Annotated in this window: 10 protein-coding genes; 8 read left to right on the forward strand and 2 right to left on the reverse strand. The window is 38.5% G+C overall.

The window, feature by feature from the left end; all coding sequences use genetic code 11:
• Window positions 1-105: 105 nt before the first annotated feature.
• The 3 genes from LNQ34_RS20710 to LNQ34_RS20720 all read left to right on the forward strand — a co-directional run bounded on the left by LNQ34_RS20710 (window position 106) and on the right by LNQ34_RS20720 (window position 2,614).
• The gene (locus tag LNQ34_RS20710) at window positions 106-942 is read left to right on the forward strand and encodes a sulfite exporter TauE/SafE family protein (protein ID WP_202701764.1); all 837 of its coding nucleotides are present in this window, start codon (window positions 106-108) and stop codon (window positions 940-942) included.
• A 4-nt stretch (window positions 943-946) separates the two neighbouring features.
• Entirely contained in the window at window positions 947-1,336 is a 390-nt protein-coding gene (locus tag LNQ34_RS20715) for a DUF1634 domain-containing protein (RefSeq protein ID WP_230001087.1), read from the forward strand.
• 255 nt (window positions 1,337-1,591) lie between these two features.
• Window positions 1,592-2,614: an LLM class flavin-dependent oxidoreductase gene (locus tag LNQ34_RS20720; protein WP_230001088.1), complete on the forward strand. Its 1,023-nt coding sequence runs from the start codon at window positions 1,592-1,594 to the stop codon at window positions 2,612-2,614.
• Between the two features lie 147 nt (window positions 2,615-2,761).
• On the opposite strand, the gene LNQ34_RS20725 is transcribed toward LNQ34_RS20720, so the two are convergent.
• Window positions 2,762-5,143 (reverse strand): TonB-dependent receptor, encoded by a 2,382-nt coding sequence (locus tag LNQ34_RS20725; protein WP_230001089.1) that lies wholly within the window; start codon window positions 5,141-5,143, stop codon window positions 2,762-2,764.
• 211 nt (window positions 5,144-5,354) lie between these two features.
• Here LNQ34_RS20725 and LNQ34_RS20730 point away from each other — a divergent pair, with 211 nt between their 5' ends.
• The 4 genes from LNQ34_RS20730 to LNQ34_RS20745 all read left to right on the forward strand — a co-directional run bounded on the left by LNQ34_RS20730 (window position 5,355) and on the right by LNQ34_RS20745 (window position 10,939).
• Window positions 5,355-6,635, forward strand: a complete 1,281-nt coding sequence (locus tag LNQ34_RS20730) for an acetyl-CoA C-acetyltransferase (protein ID WP_230001090.1) — start codon at window positions 5,355-5,357, stop codon at window positions 6,633-6,635.
• A gap of 146 nt (window positions 6,636-6,781) precedes the next feature.
• Window positions 6,782-7,882: a hypothetical protein gene (locus LNQ34_RS20735; RefSeq protein ID WP_230001091.1), complete on the forward strand. Its 1,101-nt coding sequence runs from the start codon at window positions 6,782-6,784 to the stop codon at window positions 7,880-7,882.
• Between the two features lie 382 nt (window positions 7,883-8,264).
• A complete protein-coding gene (locus LNQ34_RS20740) occupies window positions 8,265-10,175 on the forward strand; it encodes a fumarate reductase/succinate dehydrogenase flavoprotein subunit (RefSeq protein ID WP_230001092.1) in 1,911 nt (636 codons plus the stop codon).
• 17 nt (window positions 10,176-10,192) lie between these two features.
• Window positions 10,193-10,939: a succinate dehydrogenase/fumarate reductase iron-sulfur subunit gene (locus LNQ34_RS20745; RefSeq protein WP_230001093.1), complete on the forward strand. Its 747-nt coding sequence runs from the start codon at window positions 10,193-10,195 to the stop codon at window positions 10,937-10,939.
• A 230-nt stretch (window positions 10,940-11,169) separates the two neighbouring features.
• On the opposite strand, the gene LNQ34_RS20750 is transcribed toward LNQ34_RS20745, so the two are convergent.
• Window positions 11,170-11,919: a 4-hydroxy-tetrahydrodipicolinate reductase gene (locus LNQ34_RS20750; protein ID WP_230001094.1), complete on the reverse strand. Its 750-nt coding sequence runs from the start codon at window positions 11,917-11,919 to the stop codon at window positions 11,170-11,172.
• Window positions 11,920-12,392: 473 nt separating this feature from the next.
• Between LNQ34_RS20750 and LNQ34_RS20755 the strand changes: the two genes are divergently transcribed.
• A complete protein-coding gene (locus LNQ34_RS20755) occupies window positions 12,393-12,743 on the forward strand; it encodes a hypothetical protein (RefSeq protein WP_230001095.1) in 351 nt (116 codons plus the stop codon).
• The last annotated feature ends 15 nt before the right edge of the window (window positions 12,744-12,758 follow it).

Below are 12,758 nucleotides of genomic sequence, written 5' to 3' on the forward strand. Positions count from 1 at the left end.
TTCCTTTATACTTTAGGATGCTGCCATTTTAGTTTTTAATTAAGAAATAAAAAAGTTCCTCTCCCAATTTCAATTCGTAAATTAGCGGTAACAAAATCGATTCGAATGACAGTACTTACGTTTACCCTGATTATGATTCTTGGTGCTTTTTTAGCAGGTTTTATTGGCTCATTATCAGGTTTAGGTGGCGGGATTATCATAATTCCACTTTTAACAGTCGTTCTTGGCGTTGACATTCATTATGCAATTGGTGCGGCTCTGGTTTCTGTAATTGCAACTTCTTCAGGTTCAGCCGCAGCGTATGTGAGAGAAGGAATCACCAACATGCGATTGGGTATTTTTCTGGAAATTGCCACTACAATAGGTGCTGTTTGCGGAGCCCTGCTTTCAACTATCGCTCCTACTTCGTTTATTGCCGTTTTATTTGGGCTAACTTTAATTTTCTCGGCTATCAATTCGCTTCGTAAAAAAGAAGAACATATTGTATTAGAATCTAGTCCTTTGGCTAAAAAACTAAAATTAGAAGGCACTTATCCCGCACACGATGGCAAAGTTATTCATTACGGAACTAAAAATGTTATAGGAGGTTTTAGTATGATGGGAATTGCCGGAATGATGTCCGGTTTATTAGGAATTGGTTCCGGAGCTTTTAAAGTAATCGCCATGGACAATATTATGAGAGTTCCGTTTAAAGTTTCTACTACCACCAGTAATTTTATGATGGGAGTTACGGCAATGGCAAGTTCTGTCATTTACATTCAGAAAGGATACATCGAACCTGGAATCTGTATGCCTGTAGTGGTTGGTGTACTTTTTGGAGCGATGGCAGGAGCTAAAGTTCTCGTGAAAACAAATCCTAAGAAACTTAGAATATTCTTTGCCTGCCTCATCTTTGTATTGGCAGTAAATATGATCTATAACGGAATTAATGGAAAAATCTAAGACTATGCAACACGAAAAATTTGGAGAAAAAGATTTTCAAACCATTATCGGAAATTTATTGCGCTATGGCGTCTGGATTTCTTTATCCGTAGCTTTTATTGGTGGAATTGTTTACTTACTGCATCATAGTGCAGACATTGAAAATTATTCGGCCTTTCATGAAAATGACCGTAATATCTTTGAAGTAATTTCGGCAATTTATCAGGGTGTAATTCAGGGAAACGGTGAATCTTTAATCTTTTTTGGAATTATTCTGCTTTTTCTAACTCCGGTTTTACGCGTTTTACTATCGCTTTTTTCGTTTTTACTGGAAAAGGATTATCTGTATGTAGGCATCACCTTAATTGTTATTGTGATTATTCTGATTAGCGTTTCCTTTGGTTTTTCTCATTAATTAATGGCTATAAGCCGTAAGCTTTAGGCTTTAGGCTTTCTTAATAACAACCAAACCCGACAGGTTTTAAAAACCTGTCAGGTTTACTAAGCGATAATACTCTACTAACCACGATAAGCATTGGGTTGTAGGCTTTCCAAAAAAGCATATTGCTTAAAGCCTAATGCTAAAAAGATACTAACCGCGATAAGCATTTGACAATAGGCTTAATAAGAAAGCATACTGCATAAAGCTTAAAGCATAAAGCTATAAAAAATGGAAATAGGAATTGACAGTTTCGCTTCGGCGATGTATGGAGACCACAATACCTTAAGCAGTGTTGATGCAATGGAACAGCTGCTGCAAAGAATCGAGCTGGCAGATCAGGCCGGACTTAATGTTTTTGGAATTGGTGAACATCATAAAAAAGAATTTTTAGATTCGGCAACTGCTGTGATTTTAAGTGCTGCGGCGGCGCGAACCAAACGCATTCGATTGTCAAGTGCCGTTTCGGTTCTAAGTGCTGCCGATCCGGTAAGAGTTTATCAAAATTTTGCAACACTTGATTTAATTTCAAAAGGAAGAGCCGAAATTGTAGTAGGCCGTGGGTCTTCCATTGAAGCTTACCCCCTTTTTGGTTTTAATCTGAATGATTACGATGAACTTTTTAAAGAAAAATTAGACCTCTTACTTCAAATTAGAGACAATGAATTTGTGACCTGGTCGGGAAAATTTCGCCCTTCCATAAATAATCTTCCGGTTTATCCCAGAGCTTTGCAGGAAAAACTTCCTATTTGGTTGGGTGTTGGCGGAACTCCTGAATCGTTTATCCGGGCCGGATCTTTAGGACTTCCTTTGATGGTCGCAGTTATTGGTGGTCAGACTCATCGTTTTCGTCCTTTAGTTGATTTGTATCGTGAAGCAGGGAAAGCAGCCGGTTATCTGCCCGAAGAACTTCAGGTAGGTTTACATTCACCCGGATTTGCAGCAAGCACTACCGCAAAAGCCATCGAAGAATATTATCCCGGTTATGCTGAACTTTGGACAAAATTAGGTCTGGAACGCGGTTGGCCGCCCGTGACCAGAGCCAAATTTGACGGATTGATTGACGATCAGGGTGTACTGATTGTGGGAGATCCGGAACGCATTGCTGATAAAATTTTGCGTCACAGCGAATCTCTTGGCGGTATTTCAAGATTCACCTTTCAAATGGACAATGCAGGTCTCACGCACACACAACTCATGAATGCGATCGAACTTATAGGAGCAAAAGTAATTCCGCTTATTAGTAAAGGGTAGTTTTTTACCACAGATTGTACCGATTAAAAGATTTTCTTATTTCGTAATAACAAATAAACCCAACAGATTGTAAAAATCTGTTGGGTTTACTTTTAAACACTTAGAACCTTAGCACCTCAGTACCTTAGCTTCTTAGAACCTAAAAAATTAAAACTTATACGTTACCCCCACTCTAAAATTTCTTGGTGCTTCTGTTTGCCAATAGTAAGCAGAAAGCCATTCATAGTAAGATCCACTGTACAGGTATTTGTCCAGAATATTAAACACATTTGCTGTAACCTTAAACTTCCCGGTTTCATAAGATAAACCTCCATCCAGTTTAAAATAGTTGGGTAAGCTGATACCTCCTACACTCCAACTGTCCGTTTGACGGCCTGCAAGATAAGTCCCTCCTATAGAAGCCCCCAGTCCTTTTAACTTTCCGCTTTGAATGCTGTAGTTCAACCACGCATTTGCACTATGCTTAGCAAATCCCGGTACAACTGAACCCACCGTTATTTTTGGAATAACCGAACTTGTTACTATAGATTCTGTAAAAGCATAATTAGCAACAAGATTAAGTCCGTCTAATAACCTTCCTCTAATGTCAAATTCAATACCCTCCGCTCTTTTCTCTCCCAAAACAATTTTATAAATATCATTTGGTCCGTTCGTTGGATCGGCAGCAAGTTCATTCTGTTTTACGATTCTATAAGCTGCTAATGTAGTACTCCACGATCCGTCAAACCAATCTTTCTTAATTCCAAATTCCACATTATTTCCGGTTATCGGTTTTACCTGATCACCATTTTTAATAATTCCGGACTGCGGTATAAATGCCTGATCGTACAAACCATAAAGAGCTAAATTATCGGTCACCGAATAACTAAATCCTACACGTGGTGTAATATGACTATCAGATTCAATTGTTCCCCAACTGTTTTGGCTAATCCAGGTATATCGTGCTGCAAGAGTCAATCTCAATTTATTCTCAAAGAAACCAAGTTCATCCTGAATATAACCTGCTGCGTATTCTTGTGTTAATTTACCACCAGCTCTGACTGAAAGCGGTGTTGTACGATTGAAAACGGGAAAACCGTTAGAAGGCGTCCCGTAATTTGGATTGTAAACATTAAATGGATTTGCAGCTGTATCAAGATCATGAGACTGTCCCCAATCTGCCATATAATCTTTACTTCCTAAATCTACACCACTTAGTATTTTATGTGTAACAGCTCCTGTATTGAACTTCCCGTTTACGAATACCTGACCTAAATACATATTACTTTCTGCATCCCAGATACCCACATTTCTAATAATGTTGCCTTTACCAAGGGTATTTTCACTTGAGCCAACGCTGGCAGGCCATGAACTGTACCCTTGCTGAATGTATTTGAAATAAGAAGTTTGTGCTGTCAGTTTCCAGTTGTCATCAAACTTGTGCTCAAACATAAGATATCCGCTATGATCCTGAATATTAGTATCCGGTATACCCGGTTGTGTCAAAGTAAATCCAACCGGTAATGTGGCATATCCTTCAGCTTTAGGTCCAAAGACATAATAAGATCCTACCTCAGTCATGTTGGCATACTGAAAGTTGTACTCTGCTGTAATTTTTGTTTTATCATCAACCTGATACGTGATTACCGGAGCAATTACATAGCGGTTATTGTGTTCAAATGCACGATGCGCACCTCTGTTTTGGGCAGCAGCATTAAAACGATACAATAGCTTTCCTTTTTTATCCAGTTTCCCATCAAGATCGATACTCGCTCTGTAAAAATCATAGCTTCCCGCCATTACACTGGCTTCTCCTTTTGTAATTCCGGTTGGTTTTTTAGTCACTACGTTATACAAACCACTTGGATCACCAACGGAAAGCATAAATCCTGCAGGTCCTTTCACAAACTCAATATGATCTACAAAACTCATATCTTCCGTAAGCGGTCCCCAGGAAGAAGAAACTACGTTGAAACCATTACGGAACGCCTGAACCTGTGAACCACGCATTTTTATATTCGTATACAAATCTCCCCAGTGCTCAGAACGTATTGCCCCACTCACATTTCGAATTACTCCGTCACTCATACTTACAATCTGTTGATCTTTTAATGTCTGACCACTCACAATCTGAATATTTTGTGGAATTTCCAATACAGGTGTTTGAAGACGTAAGGATAAAGAAGGCTTGTCTTGCTTGTATTTGTTTTTAGTAATCACCACTTCGTCCAAATCTTCCTGGCTCTCCGAAAGCATGAAGTTTTTAGTTGTCGTTTGCTTTGATGTCACTGTAATTCTGTCTTCAACGGGACGAATTCCAACTGCACTAATGCTGATGGTATAACTGGCAGGTTTAACATTTTTAATTTCGTACTGTCCGTGTTCGTTCGTAATAGCACTGTACCTTGTTCCTCTAAGAGCAACAGCAACATTTTCTGCCGGCACATTTCCGGTTAAGGAAACTCTTCCGATTACTTTTCCGTGTTCCTGCCCCATCATCACTAATGAGTTTAGGAAAATCAGAAAAAATAAAACTTTTTTTATTCTCATGGTATTCATTATTATTTTTTATTGGTTTTTATTTCGCTGGCAAAAGTAAGGGCTAAAACATTTTTTTGCAAATTATTTTTAATTATTCTAAATAAATATAATTAAAAACCAAATCCTTGAATATCACCTCAAGACCTATCATTTTGGATTATAAAATCATCAATAGTAAATAACTCTGCTTATCTTTAAGGACAAAAACACAATCTCAATTATGAATCACACTAACACAATCAAAAAAGTAGCTATTGTGGGATACAACCGTATTCCGTTTGCAAGAGCTAATACTGCCTACGCCGAAGTTGGAAATCAACAAATGATGACCGCTGCTCTTGATGGTCTTGTCACCCAATACAATCTGAAAGGAAAATTAATCGGTGAAGTTGCCGGAGGGGCCGTAATCAAACATACTTACGACAATAATCTAATGAGGGAATGTGTCCTGAAAACAACACTAGATCCCGCTACTCCTGCCTGCGACTTGCAGCAGGCCTGTGATACCGGAATCGAAAGTGCTATTTATATTGCCAACAAAATTGCATTGGGACAAATTGAATGCGGAATTGCCGGAGGTGTTGATTCTATAAGTGATATTCCGATGGCGGTGAGCGATAAACTTCGGAAAATTCTACTCCATGTCAGAAATGCAAAATCAATTACCGAAAAAATAAAGTTCTTTCTAAAAATTCGCCCTGGAGATTTGGCCCCGCTGGTTCCCAAGAATGAAGAAGTTCAAACCGGACTTTCAATGGGAGGTCACACCGAAATCACTGCCAAACATTACAAAATCTCTCGCGAAGATCAGGACAACTTTGCGCTTAAAAGTCATCTGAATATGGCGAAAGCATACGATGACGGCTTTTTTGACGATATGATTACTCCCTTCCACGGACTTGACAGGGACAATAATTTAAGAAAAGACAGTACGCTGGAAAAATTGGCCAGGCTAAAACCTGCCTTCGACAAAATCAATGGAACCTTAACTGCAGGAAATTCAACTCCGCTAACCGATGGCGCTTCCTGCATTCTTTTAGCCAGTGAGGAATGGGCAAAAGAACATGATCTGCCCATTTTAGCTTACATCACCTTTGCTGAAATTGCTGCCATCGAATATGTCAAAAACCAGCAGAACCTTTTATTGGCTCCTTTGTTTGCTGTCAGCCGCATGCTTGATAAAGCAAGTTTGGCCTTACAGGATTTTGATTATTACGAAATTCACGAAGCTTTTGCCGCTCAGGTTTTGGCCACTCTGAAAATCTGGGAAAGCCCCGAGCTAAGTGCTCAAATTGGACTTCCTAAAACCCTAGGAGCAATCGATCGCGAAAAACTAAATGTGAAAGGAAGCAGTCTTGCAGCAGCACATCCCTTTGCTGCCACAGGAGGTCGTATCATTGGTGTTATGGCTAAACTGTTAAACGAAAAAGGATCCGGACGCGGACTAATTTCAATCTGCGCCGCCGGAGGACAAGGCGTGACCATGATAATCGAAAAATAATTATTCCTATCGTTACAAACAACAAACCGGACAGGTTACTAAAACCTGTCCGGTTTATTGTTTAAAAAAATTAAAACTGTAACAAAATCAAAATAAAAGTCTCTATAGTATAAAAAACGCTAATCCATTAATCCAAACCTTACTACATGAGAACTTTAAAACTTACCACTTTACTCATTTTCACTTTCTTTTCATTTTCGAAAATAAATGCTCAGACCACTCCAAACGACAGCATAAAACTGAATTACACTAAAATCTACTCGCTGGCTTTAGATGGGAATCCAAAATCAGCTTTGCCACTATTGGAAATCGATCCCAATAAAAAGATAGCTGATAAAGACTTAAAATTCAAAACCAACTTTGAAAACCGATTTAAGTTTGCAGAAGACAAAAGTGATTTTCTGGAAACGCGAAAATCAAAAATAGATCCGTTATTAAAGATTTACAGAGATTACTGGCGTTTCTCTTTCTTAAACAAAGAAAAGAAAACCGATACACTGATCCTAAAAAACGTTTCGAATTTTCTTAAAACGAATTTTCCATCTGCTAAAAACCTGACGCTTAACGAAGACAGCATCAATGTCTATCAAAAAAAATACATCGCAAGTTTAGGTTATCATACGACCGGATTTGGAAAAACGGGAGGTTTATATGACTTACTGGTTTGGAAAACAGAAAAAGACACCATCTATAAAGTTACCTATGATGGAAAAGAAACTCCAATTAAAATCTATTTTATGGACGATTTTGTCACCCTGGGCTGGAGCGAATATGCTACTTTGGGACGCTATTATCCTGCGGGCTGGGCCACAAAAGAAGCTTTGTTTTGCGTAAAAAAAGCCTATGACTTAAAATCCGAAAACTTTAGAGTTAGCTACATTGGTCATGAAGGGAGACACTTTGCCGATTATAAACTATTCCCAAAATTAAAAGGTGTCGGTTCTGCCGATCTGGAATACAGAGGCAAATTAACTGAAGTTTCTCTTTATTCTCAGGAAGGTCTGCTGAAACGATTGCAGTTTTTTATCAATACCGGAAACTATGATAGCGATAATGGTCATTCAATTGCCGCTTATTGCGTGATAAGAGATTTATCAAGAGTTTTGTTTGGAAACGATTTCGAAAAGGACATCAACAAATGGAAAGCAATTCCGGCAAGCAAAATAAATGAAGCTGCTGCTAAACTGCTGGCCGAAAATACAAAGGCACTTGAGAAAATCCCGAATGTTGAAAAATTCATCAAATAGTACTTACAGAAGGTATGAAAAACACTTAACCCATAGAAACATAGATTTATATATTCAATACGTAAAGGAAACTTATTTCCTTCACATAGGATTTCCTAACTAATTGAAACAAAACACACCATTCCAATTAGAAAATCTATGTTTCCAGGTGTTTAATAATAATCAAAAAAAAATCTGCCAAATCTGCGTGAAAAACACTTAACCCATAGAAACATAGATTTGTATGCTAAGCTCCTAACCCAATTATTTTGAATTGCAATATACCGTTCAAATAATAGTTTTTTCTTTACAAAAAATCATTTTTTTATAGTAAATTAGACCTCCTTTTAAATCAAGTCACTTATAAAATTTGTGTATAAATTCATTTTAAACTAAAATAAAAATGATTGACTCCAAAATACCCGAAGGTCCACTAGCCGATAAATGGAATAATTACAAAGCAAAAGCAAGGCTTGTAAATCCAGCCAACAGAAAAAAACTGAACGTTATTGTTGTTGGAACCGGACTTGCAGGTGCATCCTGCGCAGCGTCTCTGGCTGAACAGGGTTATACTATTCAATCGTTTTGTTTTCAGGATTCTGCCCGACGTGCCCACTCTGTGGCGGCACAGGGAGGAGTTAACGCTGCAAAAAACTACAAAAACGATGGCGACAGTACTTTCAGAATGTTTTATGATACCATCAAAGGTGGTGATTTCAGATCCCGGGAAGCCAATGTATATCGTTTGGCTGAATGTTCCGCACATTTGATCGACCATGCTGTGGCGCAAGGCGTTCCTTTTGCCAGAGAATATGCCGGATATTTAAACAACAGATCTTTTGGAGGCGTTCAGGTTTCAAGAACCTTCTACGCACGCGGACAAACCGGCCAGCAGCTTTTATTAGGTGCTTATCAGGGATTGTTGCGTCAGGTATCCTTAGGAAAAGTAACCATGCACACCCGTCATGAAATGCTGGAATTAGTAATTATTGATGGAAAAGCAAAAGGCATTATAGCCCGAAATCTCGAAACAGGAGCTTTAGAACGTCATGTTGCCGATGCCGTTGTACTGGCTTCGGGAGGCTACGGAAAAGTATATTATCTTTCTACACTGGCTATGGGCTGCAACAGTTCTGCCATCTGGCGAGCACATAAAAAAGGCGCTTATATGGCCGGAGTAAGCTGGATTCAGTTCCACCCTACCTCACTTCCACAACACGGAGCCAACCAATCTAAACTCACTTTAATGTCAGAATCATTGCGGAACGATGGTCGGATCTGGGTTCCGAAAAAAGCCGAGGACGCACGAAATCCCAATACCATTCCCGAAGAAGAACGTGATTATTATCTCGAACGTCGTTACCCCTCTTTTGGAAATCTGGCACCACGTGATATTTCATCGCGTGCAGCTAAGGAACGGATTGATGCCGGACATGGTGTCGGACCAATGAAAAACGCTATTTATCTCGACTTTGCAGATGCTATAAAAGCACAGGGGAAAAATACTATTGAAGCCAAATACAGTAATCTGTTTGCCATGTATGAAAAAATTACCGGTATCAACGCTTACAAAGAACCTATGCTAATTTCTCCCGCGGCCCATTTTACTATGGGTGGACTTTGGGTCGATTATGAATTAATGACCAGTATTCCCGGGCTATTTGCTTTGGGGGAAGCCAATTTTGCCGATCATGGCGCTAACAGACTCGGAGCGAATTCTTTGCTTCAGGCTTGCGTAGACGGCTATTTTATTGCTCCGTATACGATTCCGAATTATTTGGCTGGAGAATTAAACGCTCCAAAAGCAACCATCGACCACCCCGCTTTTGAAGAAGCCGAAAAATCCGTGAGAACGCAGCTCGATCGTTTTTTAAATAGCAAAGGCACACTTTCAACCGATCACTTTCATAAAAAAATTGGACGATTACTTTATGAAAAATGTGGTCTTTCGAGAAGCAAAGAAAAACTGGAAGAAGCCATCGAAGATATAAAAGCCCTGAAAGCTTCTTTTGAAAAAGATTTACTGATTACCGGAGATGATACCTTAAACAGTGAACTCGAAAAAGCCGGAAGAATTGCCGATTATATAGAACTGGCCGAATTAATGTGTTACGATGCTTTACAAAGAGAAGAATCCTGTGGAGCTCACTTTCGCGAAGAATACCAAACTACCGATGGTGAAGCAGTTCGAAATGATAATGATTTCTGCTATGTTTCAGCATGGGAATGGAAAGGGGAAGCCAAACCGCCTGAATTACACAAAGAGCCCCTCGTATTTGAATCGGTTGAACTTGCAGTAAGAAGTTACAAATAATCAAAAGTTGAAGAAATATGAAACTTTCTCTTAAAATATGGCGGCAATCTGATAGTTCCTCTAAAGGAAAAATGACCGATTATGAAATAGATGCGGTTTCAGAACATATGTCTTTTCTAGAAATGCTCGATCTTTTGAATGAATCCTTAATTCAGAAAAAAGAACGGGTTATTGAATTTGATCACGATTGTCGGGAAGGAATTTGCGGACAATGCGGTGTGATGATCAACGGAAGAGCTCATGGTCCTCTAAAGAATACCACAACCTGTCAGCTCCATATGCGAAGTTTTAAAGATGGAGATACTATTTATATTGAACCTTTTCGGGCTAAAGCTTTTCCTGTACTCCGAGATTTAAAAATCGATCGTTCGGCTTTTGACACCATCATTGCCTCCGGTGGTTTTATCGGAGCTTCAACAGGTCAGGCACCAGAGGCCAATAGCATTCCCATATCCTATGAAACTGCCGAAGCGTCTTTTGATGCGGCAGCCTGTATTGGGTGTGGTGCCTGCGTAGCCACTTGTAAAAATGCCAGTGCAGCCTTATTTACGGGGGCAAAAATCACACATTTGGCTTTGCTGCCACAGGGACAAATCGAAGCTCCAAAAAGAGTACTGAGCATGGTAAGCCAGATGGATGCCGAGGGTTTTGGAAACTGCTCAGACACCAGGGCCTGTGAAATTGAATGTCCTCAAGGTATTTCAATTCTTTCGATCGCCAAAATGAATGCCGAATATACCAAAGCTTTAATTTTTAAAAAATAAAATATCAAATCATTTAATAAAATACACATAGAAACATAGACTTATCAAACTCAGAAATATCATTTCATAAGTTGAAAATACAAGCAACAAACCATGCGGAAGAAATGTATTTCATTTTGAAACCTTTTTGCCCCATTATCTCTATGCTTCTATGTGTTTATTAAAATAAAATCGTCTTAAAAAAACAAACCGGACAGGTTTTAAAAACCTGTCCGGTTTACTTTATTAGATCAGACGGTAAAATAAGGTGTTAAAATATCTTCAAAATTATACAGTCCTTTGGGTTTGTTTTTTAGATTTTCAGCAACAAAAACAACTCCGTTTCCAAATGCTTCTCTCGAGATCGATTCATGAATTAAACGAACCGTCTGATAAGGGAATCCAAATATAACCTCATGCTTACCTACTATTCCTCCTGCCCTTACTGAGTTGATATTGTCTTTATCAATTTCTAAAGCTTCGGCAATTTTAACGGCTGTTCCTGAAGTTCCTTCTTTCTTTTTAAAATGTTCTTCGTTTACTTCAATATCCACCCAGGGAGCAATTTTCTTTAAAAATTTAGCAGCAAAAAGCAAATAATTGACCCCAAGCGTAATATTGGGTGACCAAAAGACCGTAGTTTTATGTGCCAGTTTCTTTAGGAACTGCAACTCTTTGTCTTTGTAGTGAGAAATAGCCGAGATAATCTTGACCTTTCGCTGCGCTGCCTGCTCTCCGTATGTATAGATGCCATCATTCGAAGAAAAATCTATAATAACATCAACAGGATGTTTGTCCAGTAATTCTTCCATTGAAGTTTTAGAACTCGAATAAATGACCCCTTGTTCTTCTGACGGAATGCCCAAAAACTCTGAAACAGATCTCTTTTCCAGAACAGTACTTTTTCTTAAAACCCATTCCAGACAAAATTTATTATTCTCCAGTAATACAGTTGCCACTGACTTTCCCGTTTTTCCAAATCCAATTAAACCTATTTTCATAATTTACTTTTTTATGGAGCAGAACGCCCGTTTATAAAATTGACATTTTGTGGAGTTCATGTCAAATCAAGAATTGAGTTATCAACGATGCCGATCACTATCGTCTTCCAGTAAAAATAGAAAATCTATAATGGGATTACCGGCAATAACTTAGATAACTACTAATAAACAACGATGTTAACACGAATAATATTGTCAAAATAATTTCTAAAGTACGACAATGGTATTTTTGGCACTGCCCTTTTTAATTTTATTTTATGCCAAAAACTCTCCTCCAAAACGGCCTGAAATACAACTGCATCTTATGAAAACTCAAAAAATCTACTGACAAAAAATAACCCTTTATTAATCCAGTCCTAATAAAATAATAATCGATTCTGACACATTTTTAAATAAGATATCTATATTTGCAACAACGTTGCGTTAGTTTATAAGCTACTAAGTCCTTTAAAAATGGGCATTTTCCATTAAGAATGAAAAAGAAAAATGTATTAATTCCTCTTTTTATGTCTGTAACCGTATTGTTTGCAATGCTGTTTCAGACGCTGCATTCTTACGAGCATGTTTACAAGCAGCTGACAAGTAAACATTGCGAGCATACCTCTATTGACGGGCAAAAGCAAATCACGCACAGTCATACAGTAGACAACAATTGTCAGATTTGCCATTTTACGTTTAGCACTTTTATACCAAGTACTTTTCAAACGTACTCTTTTCTTAAAGCAACCGTTGAAACTTACAGCGTGTTCTTTTACGAAAAAACAATTTCTGTCGTTTTCAAAGGCAGTCTTTTTGCACTTAGGGCACCCCCATTTATTCACTAGTTTACTGCATTCTCG

The organism is Flavobacterium lipolyticum, from assembly GCF_020905335.1.
GTDB lineage: Bacteria > Bacteroidota > Bacteroidia > Flavobacteriales > Flavobacteriaceae > Flavobacterium > Flavobacterium lipolyticum.